This is a genomic window from Pedobacter nutrimenti, assembly GCF_032678445.1.
Taxonomy (GTDB): Bacteria; Bacteroidota; Bacteroidia; order Sphingobacteriales; family Sphingobacteriaceae; genus Pedobacter; species Pedobacter nutrimenti_A.
In genome coordinates this window covers 89,692-108,117 of record NZ_JAVTSQ010000003.1, presented here as the reverse complement: position 1 = coordinate 108,117, position 18,426 = coordinate 89,692, and the positions used below count along the sequence as shown (strand labels likewise).

Sequence of the window (18,426 nt, the reverse complement as noted above, 5' to 3'; positions counted from 1 at the left end):
AAAAAAACCGCAGAGATCAGTCGAAGCACCTCTACGGAATTACCTGGGTTAACCCTCCCGATTATCGGGGAAAACAATTTGGTCGAACCGTCTTACATATTAACCCAATTTTCTATAAAAGTATGGAATTTAATGATTACTCCATAGCTAGGCCGAAGGCATGGCTACCACCCAAAGTATTTCTGGTTATGAAACTAACTTTAGTTTTTTTGATTATGGCATTGATGCAGGTATCTGCTAAAACCTATAGTCAGCAAATAAACCTGAATGAAAAAAACACTCATTTGGAGAAAGTTTTGCATTCGATTGAGAAACAAACAGGATATGTGTTTTTATATGCCAACAAAGGTATAAAAGAAGCAATTGTCACTGTACATGTTACCAATGGTTCAATTGACGAAACATTGAAGGCTTGCTTTGAAAATTCTGCGATAACCTTTAAAATAGTTAACAAAAATATTTTGTTAAAGCTTAATGAACCTTCCTCACCGGATGGAACATCAGGCTCTTCTGTTCTGCCAATCAATATTCATGGAACTGTAACCGATTCCAATGATCAGCTTCCGCTTCGCGGGGTTACGATACAACTGGTTGGGGGTACCCAGCGAGCTATTACCAATGAAAACGGCGAATTTACCATTAATGTACCCGAAAAAAGTCAGTTAAAAATTACCATGGTGGGCTATAAGCCTCTAATTGTGACCGCATCCGCAAATATGAAAATCAGGCTTGATGTAGATGTAAAAAGCCTATCTGAAGTAACGATCGGTTATGGAACCCAGAAAAAGGACCTGGTTTCGGTTTCTGTAGAACATGTTAAATTTACCGAAGCCGACAATGAAATACCCACAACTATGGCGGGTAATTTATTGGCTGGACGTATGGCCGGTGTTTCGGTTTCGAATCCAAATGGCATCCCGGGTCAGTCGTCGCCTGATATTACTATCCGTACCAAATCATCGTTTTCGGACACTAAACAGCCGGCATTATTTGTGATAGACGGAAAGGTGAGTGCTTCGGGTGATTTCAATAACCTCAGCCCCAATGAAATTGATGAAGTGACCACACTGAAAGATGCAGCTGCAACAGCCGCTTACGGGGCAAGGGCTGCCGGTGGGGTTATACTGGTTACGACTAAACGCGGAAAAGCTGGAAAAGCATCGGTTCAATATTCTTTTAACACTGGATTTGATTCCAGGGTTAAGAATATACCCTTAACCTCTGCAATTCAGAATGGTCAACTGATTAATCAAATCAGTCCTGGCTCAACTGATGCATGGACCGCGGAAGATTTTGCCTATATGAAGAACATTAATAACGGGTATGGTTATGATCAATTGAAAATCATATGGAGAAACCCTTATACCACTACCCATAATTTAAGTGTTTCTGGAGGTAGTGAAAAATTGAGGTATTTTATAGGTGGTTCTTATGTTAAACAGGAAGGCTTTATGAAGAACCTTGAATATGATAAGTATAATTTCAGGGCCAATATTTCGGGAGATTTAACCAAGGATCTGAGCTTTTTCGCAGGGATGTCTTTAAATAACAATCTGACACATGCTGCAAGTCCAGGGGTTGGAGCTGATTATACTCAAGATCTTTACAGCAAATTACTGATTTGGCAGCCCTGGCAGCCGGTTTATACAAATGCAGGTAAAATAATTGATTATGGCTGGATTGGTAACGTTGGTGCAGAGACAAACGGAGAAGGAGGCTATCAAAATATTTCCTATCTTAAGCCAGTCATCAATCTGAATTTGACTTATAAGGTGCCCTTTATACAGGGGTTAAGTGCAAACGCCAGTTATATTAAATCTTATACCAATAGCCGTACAAAAAACTTCGCCAAATCGTATGCGATGAATGTCATGAAGGCACCGACCCAATATCGGATTAGTACAGATGATGCTGATATTGTTTCGACAAGGCCATCAACTTGGGACTATCCGGGTCTTGAAGAACTGGCATCCTGGGCTGAAGATAAGCAGCTGAATCTTCAGTTGAATTATGAAAGGACCTTTAATAAACACCATATTAAAGGTTGGGTGGTTTATGAAAGTGCGGAGAGTAAAGGTGGCGGTATGGATGCCGAAATCGATGGTTTCCCGGTATATGTCACTGATCAATGGTGGGCGACCAGTACACAAGTGAGTAATCAATATGTTTCGAATAGCCGAAATTTAGCTGATGTTACAATTGGCAGAAGATCATGGGTGGGACAGGCATTTTACGATTATTCGGAGAAATACCTGGCTTCATTTACCTCACGCTACGATGGGTCAATGAATTTTGCAGCAGATAAGCGCTGGGGGTTTTTTCCTTCTGGATCAGTAGGATGGATTCTGTCAAAGGAGCCATTCTTTGAAAATGTAAAGGGAATTGATCTATTGAAAATCACCGCCTCAGCGGGTTTGGTTGGTAATGATTTTCTTAAAGATGGCGCATATTTGTGGTTAGATACCTATCAAAATGGAGCATCGGCCTATTTCGGAACAACACCTGCAGCCAATGCCGGGATAACTTACGGATCGGTACCCAACCAGGATTTTACATGGGAAAAATCTTTTAACAGAAATTATGCGGTTAGTGTTGATTTCTTAAAACATTTTAGTTCAAAAGTAGAATATTGGCAAACCCATACCTATGATATTTTAGGTCAAAGGATTCAGACAATCCCTCCGACCTTCAGTCGAACGCCGCCTCCGCAAAATTATGGAAAAGCAGATGCTGCAGGTATAGATGTATCTGTTAACTACCATACCAAAATAGGCCAGGTTGACTTCAACACAGGTATTAACGCCTCTTATGGTAATGTGGTAACCAAGCTTAAAGATGAGAACATCACCTATCCATACGACAAGTCTGTAGGAAGATCACAATCCGCTATAACAGCGTATTATACGGAGATTGGTATGATCCGTACCCAAGATGATCTGAATAATTTATTAGCAAAAAATCCAAACTATAAATTCAATGGCAGAGCACCGGCCTTGGGACAATTGATCTACGCTGATATAAGCGGTCCTAATGGCGTTCCGGATGGTATTATTGATAATTGGGATAAAGGTGTTCTCCGTGCCAATAATAACCCTATTAACCTTGGCTGGAATTTGAGTGCGAGTTGGAAGGGCTTTAGTTTGGCAGCCACTTTTGTGGGCTCCTTCAGGCAATGGAAGTCATTTAACGATGTAACAGGAGGTGTGGAGTGGAACAGGATGTGGTCGAATTGGGCCACAGACAGCTGGACTCCGGAAAATCCTAATGCCACATTGCCTAAAAGATATGGCACCAATGACGGCACCAAAGCGGTTAACAATGAGGGCAGTAATTTTTGGTATGCCAATGCAAGCTTTTTGCGTCTAAGAAATTTGAATGTAGCTTATAGTGTTCCTGCCAGGTGGTGCTCAAAAATAGGCATACAAGGCGTTAGATTGTATGCCTCTGGTTCAAATCTATTTATCATAAGTGGCTTTAACAAAAAATACTATGATCCTGAAATCGGTAATGGTACCGCTTTCCCGATTACGCGTTCGTTTAATTTTGGTTGCGCAGTTAATTTATAATAGTCAGATTATTAAATAGTAAGAAATGAAAAAGTATTTAAAAAAATATACAGTTATTGTTACAGGGCTAATGTTGGTTAGCATTAGCCTGGTAACGTCGTGCAAAAAGGGTTTGGATTATACGGATACCAAAGACATTAATTCAGGTAACGTTTGGAATGACCCGGTCATGATCAAGGCTTTTTTAACCGATATTTATGGTAAATCCATGCCTGAGTGGAGCTTTGACGGAAATAATTCGGACGAAGCCACGAATCAAGTCAAGGATATGGGCGATTTTCAACGCGGCATTTTCGGCGTTACGAACAATCAGGTCAACATTGATTATAGCAATATCGATAAATGTAATACTCTTTTAGATCACCTGGCTGCAACACCGGCAAGCGTTTTGGATCCTAAATTAAATGCACAATTTGCAGCCGAGGCAAAATTTTGGCGCGCATGGGCTTATTGGGGTATGGTTAGCCAGATGGGCGGAATGCCTTTAATTTTGCATCAGCAAAATATTCTTGACTTGCAAAGTTTAAAAGTTCCAAGAAGTAAAACCTCGGTATGTATGGCACAGATCATCAAAGATCTGGATGATGCGGCAGCGGCGTTGCCTGCAAATTATACCGGTAACGATTTTGGCCGGATTACCAGTATAGCAGCTTTGGGGCTTAAAGGAAGAATTTTATTGTGGTATGCCAGCCCATTATTTAATCCTGGCAACGATGCTGCAAGATGGCAATCCGCCTACGCGGCCACTAAAGCAGCTGTTACCGCTGCCGATGCCAACGGTTATGGGCTTTATTCCAATTATAAGGATATCTGGTACACACCTAACAATGAGATGATCATGGTAAACCAGTACTATTTTCCGGATCGTTATTATGATTTTTCGTATATACGTCCTGCTTACCACAAAAATCAACCCATTTGGTCCTTACTTACGGCATATCCAAAACGTGATGGCTCTCCAATGCAGGCCGATAAGGATCAGCTTTCAGATCCGTCATATAATGCCCAGTTTTTAAAAGATTTTTATACCAACCGCGACGAGCGTTTTTATGCTACCGTATTTTGTGGGGGTACACCATATCCAACACCAGATATTCTTCCCGGACAAACTGGTAAAACATCATTATGGTTTGCCTGGTCAAGTTACACCACAACCAGTAAAATTAACATAGCATCTTTGGTTACCCCTGGTGTTAATAGTGTCTTTGGAGAGTTGGGAACAATCGGATTTTTGGATCGCAAGGGCTTAGATACATTGGTTACCCAAAGCAATATTGCACATGGTATAGCTGGTGCAAAAAGCTATTGGGTACCCATGCGTTACGCTGAATTGTTGATGAATTACGGGGAGTGCGCTAACGAAATAGGAAATTCAAACGAGGCACTTAATGTTTTATATAAGGTTAGGGCAAGGGCCAAGATTAATGCAGGCTCAGGATCCTATGGTATTACAGCTACAGGACAAACTGATATCCGTATGGCCTATATTAAAGAACGCCAGGTAGAATTTGCTTTCGAGAATATGCGCTTCCCTGATTTAAGACGTTGGAGAAGATATGATATACTCAACAACCAGGGTGCCCGGCATGGATTGGTCATCGTATTAAAACCCGGTCAATCACTGCCTTTGCCATCGGATAATATTAGGACGGATCCTGCAGTTCGTGCCAAGTTTTCAGCGGTATATTTCGATAACCTGGATGGCGATCCTGCATTTACTTTCAATTTAACGTTGAACCATTGGTTTTTTCCGCTAAAACCAAGTCAAATTTCTCTGGAGCCAGAAAATCTGCCTCAGAATAATGAATGGGGCGGTACATTTGACCCCTTACAATAATATAATGCGCTCTTAATAAATACGATTATAATAAGCTGGACGGCAATAGCTGCCCGGCTTATTATCGTTTATGGAGAAAATAAAACATTTGCTTTGGTCAATTTAGTTGAAGTTTAAAAGATCTTATTACTGTAAATTTACTTTGCTAAAAATTGCCATGTGCAAGAACAAAATAGAATTATGAAGAAGATTACCATACCGTTTGTATGCCTGTTATTCCCTGTACTGTTGAAGGCACAGGATTTTAAAACCTATCCCATGTGGAATTCTACATTACCCGTAGAAAAAAGAGTAAAAGATCTGGTGGGCCGGTTAACACTGGAAGAGAAAGTTGCACAGATGCTGAATACAGCTCCGGCCATTCCGCGTTTGGGTATTCCGGCATATGAATGGTGGAATGAAGTACTGCACGGTGTTGCCCGTACACCTTATAAAACTACCGTATTCCCTCAGGCTATTGGTATGGCAGCTACCTGGGATACCAATGCCTTAAAGCTGATGGCACAATATAGTGGCACGGAAGGCCGGGCAATCAACAACAAGGCCATTCGGGAAGGTAAAACCGGAGATCGATACCTTGGGCTTACTTACTGGACGCCGAACATTAATATCTTCCGTGATCCAAGGTGGGGCAGAGGGCAGGAAACGTATGGAGAAGATCCTTTTTTAACCGCTAAAATGGGTTCTGCATTTGTTAAAGGCCTGCAGGGGGATGATCCAAACTATCTGATGGCTGCAGCTTGTGCCAAGCACTATGCAGTGCATAGTGGTCCTGAAGCCAGCAGGCATTCAGATAACATTAATCCAAGTTTATATGATTTATGGGATACTTATTTGCCCGCCTTTAAGGAATTGGTGGTGAAAGCTAAGGTGGCCGGTGTGATGTGCGCTTACAACGCAATAAATGACCAGCCATGCTGTGCTAATGACCTGTTGATGAATGATATTTTACGCAGGCAGTGGAAATTTGCCGGATATGTAACAAGTGATTGCGGGGCCATTGACGATTTTGTTAATAACCATAAAACACATAAAAATGCAGCTGCAGCAGCTGCAGATGCGGTGTTTCACGGTACGGATGTGGAATGCGGCGACCATGCTTACAGATCGCTTGTAGGGGCCGTAAAGACGGGTATTATAGCAGAAAAAGATATTGATGTTTCCCTGTCCCGTCTGTTTACCATCCGGTATCGCCTGGGTATGTTCGATCCGGCAGAAAAAGTGAAATACAGACAGATCCCGGAGAATATCCTGGAGGCACCAGCGCACAAAGAACATGCGCTTAAGATGGCTAGAGAATCTATCGTTTTGCTAAAAAATAGTGGAGGCGTCTTACCGCTTTTAAAATCAGCAAAACATATTGCTGTCATAGGACCTAATGCCGATAACAAAACAGCACAATTGGGAAATTATAACGGTTTTCCTTCAAAAAATATCTCCGTTTTGGAGGGTATTAAAGAGAAACTGGGCCCAGGGGCTTCGGTTTTTTACGATAAAGGCGTTGGTTTCACAACCGATATTTTGAAGATAAATGGAAATGATGTAAAAACCGATATGGCTTCAGTGGCCAGTCGTGCAGCCGGTTCTGATGTCATTGTTTTTGTTGGAGGTATTTCTCCTGAGTTGGAAGGAGAAGAGATGTCTGTGAATGCAAAAGGTTTTAAAGGAGGTGACCGCACTTCAATTTTACTTCCTGCGGTACAAACGGAAATGTTAAAGCAACTGCAGGCAACAGGAAAGCCGGTGATTCTAGTCCTGTTTACAGGAAGTGCACTTGCCATGCCTTGGGAAACTGAACATCTTCCGGCAATCATAAATGCCTGGTATGGTGGGCAAAGTACCGGAACAGCAGTAGCCGATGTTTTGTTTGGAGATTATAATCCTGCCGGTAGACTTCCGGTAACATTTTATAAAAGTGACGCCGACCTTCCGGATGTGAAAGATTACAGTATGAAGGGCCGTACCTATCGTTATTTTAAAGGAGAAGTAGAATATCCTTTTGGTTATGGTTTAAGTTACAGTACTTTCAAATATTCCAATCTTAAAGCACCTGCCCAGCTTAAAAAAGGGAAAACCCTAACTGTAGAAGCGTTAGTAACCAACACCAGTAAGCTTAAAGGAGAGGAAGTGGTTCAATTGTACGTTTCCCATCCAAAAGCGAAAGGAATGGCTCCTGTCAGGGCTTTAGCAGGCTTTCAAAGAATCAACCTGGAAAAGGGAGAATCTAAAAAGCTTCGTTTTGAACTGAGTGCAGATCAACTGATGTTGGTGGATGAAAATGGAAAACGGTACGAGCCAGATGGCAAGTTGTTGCTGAGTATTGGAGGAGGGCAACCGGATGTGAAACAGCCAACAAGCTCTAATGTTGTCCAGCACATGGTCATGATTGTAAAATAATATTTAGACGCCTCTCTAAAATGAGTACGCTAACCGAAAATTATACTTAAGGAGTTAGGACCTCCACCGGGAGTAAGGACAAGTTTGCCACCTTTCATTTGGCTCCCGGTGTGCAGAATAATTTCGGTTAAGCGTTACTTGATTCAACTTATTCCATTTCGAATATAATGGTTCTGGCATTTAACAGTTCATTATGTTTAAAAAACAAGCCATTGTGTTTTTTGCCATCCAGGAGTACTCGTTTTACGTGCTGTTTGGATGGAGCGTAATTTTTCCGCTCTATAGTCAATTGGTGAGGCTGGCCGGAAGGAGATTTTACCGTGATCTGTATGTGGTCAAAGAGAGGTACGCCGATAGCATATTCTGAACTTCCAGGGCAAACCGGATAAAAACCTATACTCGTAAAAACAAGCCAGGCCGACATCTGTCCGCAATCGTCATTACCCAGAAGTCCGTCTGGTGTGTTTTTGTAATTAATTGGTGTATACTGATAAATTCTGCTTTGTGTTTTTTCTGGTTTTCCAATATAATTATATAAATATATATAATGATGTCCTGGTTCATTATCGTGTTGGTAATGAGAAGAGTCAAAGTTCTCATCAAGACGTTTCTCGAAATTTTCAGCTCCACCCATCAGTTTTATTAATCCCGGGATATCATGCATGGCCCCAAATAAATAAGTCCATTTGGATCCCTCTGTCATTCCTTCATTTGATCTGTTTTCAGGAACAAATGAACCATTTTCATACCGGCTGATGAAGAAACCAGAACGCCGGTCGTATGTATTCTGATAATTCTTACTTCTGTTCATCAAAAATTTAAAATCAGATGGATGTCCGGTGAGCCGGGCAACTTGTGCGACACACCAATCATCATAAGAATATTCTATGGTCCGTGAGACATTTTCATTCGTTCGTCCTGAGGGAATATATCCCATCTTATTGTACCATGTAAGCCCACCTCTAGCTTCATAGGCAGTCCAGGGTGCACGGTCCCCCCACTTGTTCGTGCTATCGCCAGAGGGTGCTACAAAAGCATCTTTCTTAACGGCCTCCCAGGCAAGTGATTTGTCAAAGCCCTTTATCCCCTTAACCATGGCATCGGCAATAACAGCGTCTGCATGTGTTGCAATCATGATATTGGTATAAGTAGGATTAGGCCATTTAGGTAGCCAGCCGCCTTCCTTGTACATTTGCAGCAGTGCCTGGATCATTCCCCCTGTCTTTTCGGGCATCAACAGATTGAGGAGAGGGTGTTCGGCACGAAAGGTATCCCATAGAGAATAGTCATTATAGCTGATTCCCTGGTGGATGCGGTCATCAAAGGCACTGTAGTAACGGCCATATTCCGAAAACTCGCGTGGATATTGCATAGTCCGGTACAATGCAGTATAAAAACAAGTCCGGTTATCTTTACTACCACCGTCAATCTTGATGCGTGCCAGATACCTATTCCATTCTTTTTTGGTCTGCTCCTGAACAGTTTCTAATTTCCAGCCGGGAATCTCCAGATCCAGATTAGAACGGGCCTGTTCAATGCTGATAAAAGAAGTACCGGTCTTAACCAAAACCGAATCACCATCACCTGTCACAAACCTTAAAAAGGCACCACAACGGTCGCCGGATTGCTGGCTTTTGCCTTTGAAAATGCTTTCATGATAGGTAGTTCCAAAAGCCGTTGGTTTTTTATTGAAGCGTACGACGAAATAACCCTTGAAACCTGGCAAGGGTGGCCCGAGATGGGCAGACTGCCGGTCGGGATTATAGCCGATAAGTTCATTGCGTAAGGAATCGTATTCTATCCAGCCTACAAAATTCTCCTGGCGAGAGGCTTCAACAAAAATAAAGGAGCTATCAGACTTAGGGAAGGAAAAAGACAGGAGCCCGGCACGGGAAGTGGCAGCCAGATTGGCCTTAATGATCCCCCCGGCAATGGCATTCATACGAACGCTGTACCCGTAAGGCGTTGTTTTTTCGTCCTCGTGCGAAAAAGTCATGGCCCTTTTTCTGTTGGTGTACAGTTGCCCGGATTGAGGGCATATAGTAACCATTCCATAATCTCCCATCCAGATGGCTGGCTGATGGGTTGCCGTAAATCCCATGATAGATTTATCATTGTAATGATAAGAGGTACTGGAGATGCTACTCTCCCTGGTTTGAGCGCACCACTGGGTCATCGCAAAGGGTGGTGCAACAGCTGGAATAAGGCCACCATATTCTGTACTGTTGTTTCCGGTGGTTCCTATTAATGGATTAACTTCATCCACAGGAGAATTAAGATGCACCTGTCCATGGGAGGCCTGCGGTATTAAAAAAATGTAAAAAAATAATGCCGATAAGCAGGTGAAATTGATTTTTAGTAATGAGTTGCTCATTATAAGTTTTTTAAAAGTGGTTTCTAAAAGAGGACGTTGTGCTAATGTAGATATTGACCAATTCGGAAGCTAGTGGAAATTTGATATGTTCCAATGCTATTTTGACTCTGGATTTTCCTTTTTCAAGAAGGATTTTGGAGCAAAAATAACGTTGGTATTGGTCAAAATAACATTGACAAATAAAATTGAAAATAGGTAAATTCGAAATTGTTAACAACACACACACAAATTGTTATCTGTATTATTTAGATTTTTATTACAAAATGGGAAAAAATATTTTCGTTGCACTGCTGCTATGGTGTATAGCGGCTAATGTAAGTTTAGCAGGTTCAGAAAGCAAACCCCCCAGGGTAGATTACAACCTGAATACAGGTTGGGCATTTTATAGGGGCGATGCGAAGCAGGCCCAAATGCTTAAATATGATGATTCAAAATGGATGCCTGTAGTTCTACCGCATATCATGCAATTAGAAAAGAAACACAACGGTGGCGATATCATTTATGATGGTGTCGGATGGTACCGGCGTTATTTTAGACTATCCAAAGATCATGCTGGTAAACGGATCCTTTTAAATTTTGAAGGGATTATGACTAACAGCGAAGTGTTTGTAAACGGAGAAAGGGTTGGTAGCCATCACGGAGGATACGTGGGATTTACAATGGATATTTCGGACAAAGTGAAATTCAACAATGAAAATAACGTGATCGCTGTTCGCGTATCCGCAGAATATGATCCGCTGACGCCACCAGGTAAGCCGCAAGATCGGTTAGATTTTTATTATTATAGTGGTATTTATCGTGATGTAAATCTGATAGTAACAGATAAACTTCATATTACGAGTGAATTGGCTCCGAATAGTACCAGTTCAAGTGGTGTTTTTGTAACCTATCCTCAAGTAAATGAGAAGCGGTCTCTTGTTCATGTGAAAACTGAAGTTGCCAATTCGTATGCAACCGCGAAAGAAGGATTTTTGCAAACCCTGCTTAAAGATGTAAACGGAAAAGTAGTCGCCAGGAACAAAAGTAAATTTCATCTTGGAGCAAATAAGAATGCGTTGCTGGAGCAAGATCTGAATTTGATTGACCCTAACTTATGGTACCCATATAGCCCTTATTTATATTCCTTAGAGAGTCAGGTATTATCTGAGGACGGAAAAGTAGTGGATGTTAGAACTGAAAAGATAGGCGTTCGCACCATTAAGTTTACCCGTGATGGAGGTTTCTTTATCAATGGAAAACATCTATATCTCGTGGGCGCCAATCGTCATGAAGCTTTTCCTAATGTCGGTGACGCTGCGTCAAATTCAATGCAGGAACGAGACGTTATTGATATGAAAAGAGGGGGATACAATGCGGTGAGGGCAGCACACTATCCGCAAGATCCGGCTTTTCTGGCGGCTTGTGATAAATACGGTTTGCTGGTTGTGGAATGTGTTCCTGGCTGGCAGATCTTCAATGAAAATCCCATCTTTGCCGATCGTCTGGAATCCGTTACGCGAAATATGATCAGAAGGGATCGGAACAGAGCTTCTATTGTATTATGGGAAACGGCACTGAATGAAACAAGCTATCCTTTACAGGTTGTTAAACGTATTTTTGATGCCGCACATCAAGAGTATCCCGGAGATCAGCTCTATACAGCCGGCGATTATTTTAGCCATGAAGAAACTGAACCTTATTATGACGTTTTTTACAAACAAGTAAGCAAATTTCCCAAAGATGGTAGTGTGATGAGTAATTATCTGGAAGATCAAATTGCCGTCAAGCCACTTTTTGCCAGAGAATGGGGGGATGGTGTTGGGGAGAAACCCAGGGTAAGTATGACCGAAAACGAGTATGAGCAGATGCGACAAGGACGCAGCCGTCTTACCCAATTGAATGGTAATGGATATTTTGACTGGTGTATGCTGGATGCCAATCCTCGGATGGGCGGCCATTTTATGTGGAGTTACAACGATTATACCAGGGGTGCAGAGGAAGAAACGATGTATTCAGGTGTAGTCGATGTGAATCGGTATCCGAAATTTGCCTATTATATGATGCAGAGTATGCGGCCGAATGGAATTTCGCAGAAAGGACTGTATGAGGGACCGATGGTATTCGTTGCTTCCTTTAATTCCTCAGGCAAGTACAAAACATCAACTTCTGATATTACGGTTTATTCCAATTGTGATGCAGTTGAATTGTATAGAAACAATAAGTTGATTGGGAAACAGACCCGTGCGGAGCGAGCAAAGATATATCCTCATATCGTAGCTAAGGGAGGGAGTCCAAGTTTTGTGTTCGATGCAGGAGGTTTTGAGCCAGGAGAATTGAAGGCCATAGGTTATGTAAATGGGAAAAAGGTGGCAGAGCATGCCGTTCGGACGGCTGGTGAGGCCAATCATATCGAGATTGTTGTTCCTGATCAACAGATCACTCCTGTAGCAGATGGATCTGATATGATTCCGGTTTATTTTAAAATCTGCGACGCCAATGGTTCAGTTGTACATGATGCAAAATCTGAAATTCTCATTCGGGTAAAAGGCGAGGGTACATTGATTGGTGATGGTATCCCGAGAGTGGAAATCAACCCCCAGACCGTAGAGGCGGGGATCGGATTCGCATTTATCAGAACATCCAAAAAAGCGGGAAAAATAGAAATCCAGGTGGAATCTAAGGGGATGAAGACCGGGCAGTTGACCATAAACACCGTTGCATACAAAGGGATGCATTTGCCGGATGGTTTACATGGCGAATTTAAAGGGAAGGAAGAAGATGGAGCGATCGTGAAACCCACCAAATGGGATAAAGGTTTTCTTACTAAACCCAAAGTGGAGATCAGCGATATTTCCGCAACATCTTCTCATCCTGATTTTCCAACAACAAATTTATTAGATGGAAATGATTACAGCTGGTGGATTGCCAATCAGGATAACTTTCCTCAAGTGGTTACATTGACTTTGAAAGAACCAACCACGGTGGTCGGAAGCCGGGTAAGATTTCAAAAAGACAGTTCAAAATATCGTCATAAGGTGGAAGTATCATCAGATGGTAAAGCCTGGGAGCCTCTGTACGAAAAGGAATGTACAGGCTGGGACTTTAAACCCGTCCGTTTCAAGAAGACAATCAAGTATTTCAGAATCTCGATATTATCTGCAAGCGAGGGTAGGGCCGGACTGGCCGAAGTAACACTCTTTAAAGATAAATAGGTAAATTTAAAATGACTAAGATGAAAAAGTTAAGGTGGAGCAGCATTGCGCTGATGCTCTTAATATCCATGAATATCAGGAGTAGTGTGTGGGCGCAGCAGTTAGGTAAATCATCACAGCCGGTAAAGCAGTTTGCTCATCCCGACCGCATCAGGTATGACGGTTCATGTATGACCATTGAGGGGAAAGATGTATTTATTTACAGTGCTGCCTTTCATTACTTTCGTTGCCCGCAGGAATTGTGGCGAGACCGTTTCAAGAAAATAAAAGAAGCCGGATTTAATACGGTAGAAACTTATCTGCCCTGGAACTGGCATGAACGCAGTATGCCCAGCGGTATCGATGATTATTCTCATTTCGACTTTAAAGATCTGAAAGCCTGGTTAAAAATGGCCCATGAAGAATTTGGTTTGTATACCATTGTACGTCCGGGACCTTTTCTCTGTGCAGAGTGGTCTGGAGGAGGCTACCCTAGATGGTTAGCGAAATTTGGACCAGGAAAGGGAGGTTTTTGGCTGCGCAGTGATGATCCGGAGCATATCAAATGGAGTGTTCACTGGTATAATGCAGTTTGCAAAGCGGTTGCTGACGACCAGATTACAAGGAAAAAGAAGGGGAAGAAAGGCATCATTATGATGCAGATTGAAAATGAATACGGAGGAGGACATGACAGCAAGGATAAAGCCAATGTGCTTAGAGCCTTGTATAGAGCTACAAAAGCTAATGGCATTGAAGTACCTATTTTTACATGCCTGACAGGGGTATGCAGGGAGAGTAAAGATCCTGAATTGTCGCAGGTATTTGATTGCGATAATTACTATGTGGGTTTGACGGATGCGCCTAGCTGTGCCCGGCGTATGGTTGGCCTTCGCAAAGAGCAACCTGATGCACCGGGATTTGTAACTGAATTGCAAGGTGGGTGGTTTTCTCTGGTGACCGGAACACTGAGCGAAGAACACTATTCCGATGCACGGCATTTCAAAGCGCTTGGTTTAATGAGTATGCTTGGTGGAGGGACTGGAATCAATTACTATATGTTTTTCGGAGGTACGCATTTTGCCGGTTGGGGAGCAAGGGGTATGACCACCAGTTATGACTATAATGCAGCGATTAGAGAAAGTGGGGCAACAAGCCCTAAATACTTTGAAGCCAAAGCTCTCGGGCAATTTATTAATGAATATGGTTCCAGGCTGTTAAGATCTGTAGGTGGCCCTTGCCAATTGCAGAATGCACCAGAGAAACTTTTTGGTGGGATCCGTATAGCCCCTGATGGAACTAAGTTTGTCTTTTTACACAATACTGATCCAGAGAAACCCATGAAAGGCCGGGTAACTGTGGTGCCGGGCAAGATGGCCCAATCAACAGAACCTATGTACAATATCGATCAGAACGGTAAAAAAGTACTGATCAAAACAACTGAAGGTGCCAATGCGACTACATCAGTGACAGAACCTTTTGCTATAGATTTCAATCTACCGGATTTAGGGGCGCAGGTGTTGGTGATCCCTCCTGGCGCGAAGCCGGAACAAGGCAAGTGGTGCCTTATTGAAGGAGAGCAACCGGTTCGTCCACTAGTAAATATTAAACCAATTCGCATAGCAAGTGCTGTGCGCTATGATGATCCGGCGAAGGAAGCCAGATGGATGTCGCTTCCTCAAGAAGCCTCATTGTCAGATTTAGGCATTAACGATTTTCGTTGCAATTTGTACCGTTCAACGGCTATTCTAAATGCTGATCAAGTTGCCAAAGAGAATAGATTGCTGTTCAATATGTATACCCGTGATATTGTTTCTGTGCAAATCAACGGCAAGAATGTAAAACGTCTCTTTCCAGATAAAGCAGATGCCCAAACTTGGGTTACCCGGGGTGCCTGGGAACGTATCCGGCCCAATGAGTTTGATAACCGCTTTGATGTAACAGGTTTACTGAAGGAAGGTAAAAATGACATCCTGGTTGTTTACGAGAGTTTAGGCCATGCTCATGGCTATGTGCCAATGGAAGAGCTTGCGGGTATTCGTCGTGCCGGACTCTCCACCAGTGATACTACGCTTACCCATCCTTTGAAATGGGAATATGCAGCGGACATGGCTGGTATTAAAAACGGTTTTACCCAACCCTCTTTTTCAACAGCAAAATGGGAAAAAGTAGCGCTAAATCAACAAGATGAAATTCCCCGAAAAGGAAATGGAATAGAGCCTCATGCAGAACAAAATGGCCTGTTTACCTGGTATAGGGTAGAGTTTGCTTTGCCAGATCTGGACCCTAAAATATGGGTGCCCTGGCTGGCGAGGATCAATGCTTCCGGTAATGGCTATATGTGGTTAAACGGACATAATATTGGCCGTCATTGGGAGGCTGGCCCTCAACGGGAGTTTTATTTGCCGGAGTGTTGGTTAAATTTTGGGAAAAAGAAGAAAAATGTACTGGTGTTTGGTTTGAGGCAAACCGTTAACGGGGCCTTGTTAAATGCAGTTGAGATCAGACCTTATCCTGAAAGCGCTGAAACAAGATGAGAATTTTAAAGATACAATTGTTGGTCATCCTGTCTCTATTGTGGGGTATGGTTTTTTCTGCACAACAGGTTAGGATAGAAGAAAATTTTGATGGCGGATGGTTGTTTGCACGTTATGGCTTACAACCTGACGGCACGAGTAAGCCAGAGCCGGAATCTGGTACAACGCAAAGCCTTACATTTAATGACTCCAAATGGCGGAAGCTGAACCTTCCACACGACTGGGGTATTGAAGGGCCTTTTAGAACTGATCTGGATGGTTACACTGGAAAACTTCCCTGGAAAGGGATTGGCTGGTACCGCAAACATTTTAAAATTGCATTAGCGGAAAAAGGAAAGCAGTTTTATGTAGATTTTGATGGGGCTATGGCCAATGCAGAAGTATGGCTGAACGGGAATAAAATTGGAGAACGGCCTTATGGATACAGTTCTTTTAGGGTAGATCTTACCCCTTATATCCTTTTAGGAAAAGAGAACATTATTGCTGTTCGGCTCAATACCGAAAAGCTGGGTTCCAGATGGTATCCCGGTGCCGGAATCTACCGGCATGTACGATTGGTAAAGACCAATGCGGTACACGTAGCACAATGGGGTGCCTTTGTAACTACACCTGAGATTACTGCAGAGAAAGGAAGGGTGAAAATAGAACTTAAGGTCGCCAACCATTTATCCAAAACGGTTGACATAAACTATGCAGCAGATATCTATGAGCTCAGTAGCAATGACCAGCTGGTTAAGAAAGTAGCAACAAGCAGTATGCAGAGCATGAAATTGCAAGCCAATGGACTTTCTACAGATACCCTGCGAACAGACGTTCCTCATCCCTTGTTATGGAGCCTGGAACAAACCCATCGTTATCTTGCCCGTATACGGGTGTATAATGGAAATCAATTGCTGGATGAATACGACACACCCTTTGGTTTCAGGACGATCACATTTACACATGACAATGGCTTTTTACTTAATGGCAAACGGGTGCAGCTACAGGGCACCTGTAACCATCATGATTTAGGTGCATTGGGTGCTGCCATGAATATTCATGCACTAGAGCGGCAGCTGCGTATTTTGAAAGATATGGGCTGCAATGCCTTGCGTACCTCGCATAATCCTCCGGCGCCCGAACTGTTGACATTGGCAGATAAGATGGGTTTTTTGGTGATGGATGAGGCATTTGATTGCTGGGCCACAGGAAAGAACCCAAATGATTATGGTACCCATTATCAGCAATGGCATGAACGGGACCTGGAAATGCTGGTTTGCAGAGACAGAAATCATCCTGCAGTAATTCTCTGGAGTACAGGAAATGAAGTGGATGAAGAATATTATCCTGAAAAAGGTTTAGCCAGGCACCTAACCGATGTCATTCATCAATTCGATACTACGCATCCCGTAACTTTTGGAGCTTCTTATCCTAGTAAATCAGGAATGAACGGAACAGAACTGCAGGTAGATGTTCATGGTATGAATTATGCCGCTGGTGTGTACGGTGGCCCGAATTTTTATGGTGAATTTCTCCGTAAAAAAGGCCATGAAAAACTGGCTGCTTATGCCAGTGAAACCAGCTCAACCATGAGCTCCAGAGGGGAATATTTTCCAGGTAAGTTTCAAGTTTCTTCCTACGATACCTGGGCACCAGGCTGGGGTTCGCTAGCCGATGATGAATTTGCCGCGCTTGACAGATATCCGGCTATTGCTGGTGAATTTGTTTGGACAGGCTTTGACTACCTGGGCGAGCCCACACCTTTCAACAGCGACGCTAGCGTGCTGCTGAATTTTGCAGGTTTAAGCAAAGAGCAGCAGGAAAAAGAAAAGGCCGCTTTGTTGAAAACTGCTGAAAACAGGCCGCCTTCACGGAGCAGTTATTTTGGAATGGTAGATTTGGCCGGATTTCCAAAAGACCGCTATTACTTATATCAGGCAAGATGGAGACCTGATTTTCCAATGGTACATATTTTGCCCCATTGGAATTTCCCGGAACGAATTGGAAAGGTTACTCCGGTTTACCTCTATACCTCCGGTGATGAAGCCGAATTGTTTTTGAATGGAAAATCATTAGGTAGAAAAAAGAAAAAACCTTTTGAGTACCGCCTGAAATGGGAGGAAGTGAAATATGAACCGGGAGAATTGAAAGCCGTGGCTTATAAGCAAGGGAAGGAGTGGGCAAGTTCTACGGTAAAAACTACCGGACCTGCCGCCAGACTGCAGCTTACTGCGGATAAAAGCGAAATACAGCCGGATGGAACCGATCTGGTTTTTGTCACTATAGCCATTACAGATAAAGATGGAAATAAAGTGCCTACAGCCAATCAGAAAATTTCCTGCAAGGTTATAGGAGATGGGGAAATTGAGGCAACAGATAATGGAGATGCGACTTGCCTTGTTCCTTTTTCCTCACCAGTTCGTCCAGCCTTCAATGGTCTGATGTTGGCCATTATAAAAACAAAAGCACATGCCTCTGGAAAAATTAAATTGGTGGTGGAGTCGCCTGGACTGGAAAATGCGGAAAATATAATCCATGTGGTCAGGTAGTTTAAAATTAAATAGAATTA

Annotated in this window: 7 protein-coding genes; 6 read left to right on the top strand and 1 reads right to left on the bottom strand. The window is 42.8% G+C overall.

What is annotated here, in order from left to right:
• Positions 1-188: 188 nt before the first annotated feature.
• The 3 genes from R2S08_RS05600 to R2S08_RS05590 all read left to right on the top strand — a co-directional run bounded on the left by R2S08_RS05600 (position 189) and on the right by R2S08_RS05590 (position 7,800).
• Positions 189-3,566, top strand: a complete 3,378-nt coding sequence (locus tag R2S08_RS05600) for a SusC/RagA family TonB-linked outer membrane protein (RefSeq protein ID WP_316834215.1) — start codon at positions 189-191, stop codon at positions 3,564-3,566.
• A gap of 25 nt (positions 3,567-3,591) precedes the next feature.
• Complete coding sequence (locus tag R2S08_RS05595; protein WP_316834214.1) at positions 3,592-5,403, top strand: RagB/SusD family nutrient uptake outer membrane protein; 1,812 nt, start codon at positions 3,592-3,594, stop codon at positions 5,401-5,403.
• Between the two features lie 180 nt (positions 5,404-5,583).
• Positions 5,584-7,800: a glycoside hydrolase family 3 C-terminal domain-containing protein gene (locus tag R2S08_RS05590; protein ID WP_316834213.1), complete on the top strand. Its 2,217-nt coding sequence runs from the start codon at positions 5,584-5,586 to the stop codon at positions 7,798-7,800.
• Positions 7,801-7,948: 148 nt separating this feature from the next.
• Here R2S08_RS05590 and R2S08_RS05585 read toward each other — a convergent pair whose 3' ends face one another.
• Entirely contained in the window at positions 7,949-10,174 is a 2,226-nt protein-coding gene (locus R2S08_RS05585) for a GH92 family glycosyl hydrolase (protein WP_316834212.1), read from the bottom strand.
• Between the two features lie 263 nt (positions 10,175-10,437).
• Between R2S08_RS05585 and R2S08_RS05580 the strand changes: the two genes are divergently transcribed.
• The 3 genes from R2S08_RS05580 to galB are packed head-to-tail and all read left to right on the top strand — an operon-like array spanning position 10,438 to position 18,406.
• A complete protein-coding gene (locus tag R2S08_RS05580) occupies positions 10,438-13,365 on the top strand; it encodes a glycoside hydrolase family 2 TIM barrel-domain containing protein (RefSeq protein WP_316834211.1) in 2,928 nt (975 codons plus the stop codon).
• 20 nt (positions 13,366-13,385) lie between these two features.
• Entirely contained in the window at positions 13,386-15,878 is a 2,493-nt protein-coding gene (locus R2S08_RS05575) for a beta-galactosidase (RefSeq protein WP_316834210.1), read from the top strand.
• Positions 15,875-18,406, top strand: a complete 2,532-nt coding sequence (galB, locus tag R2S08_RS05570; RefSeq protein WP_316834209.1) for a beta-galactosidase GalB — start codon at positions 15,875-15,877, stop codon at positions 18,404-18,406. The genes R2S08_RS05575 and galB overlap by 4 nt, the downstream gene beginning before the upstream one ends.
• Positions 18,407-18,426: the final 20 nt, after the last annotated feature.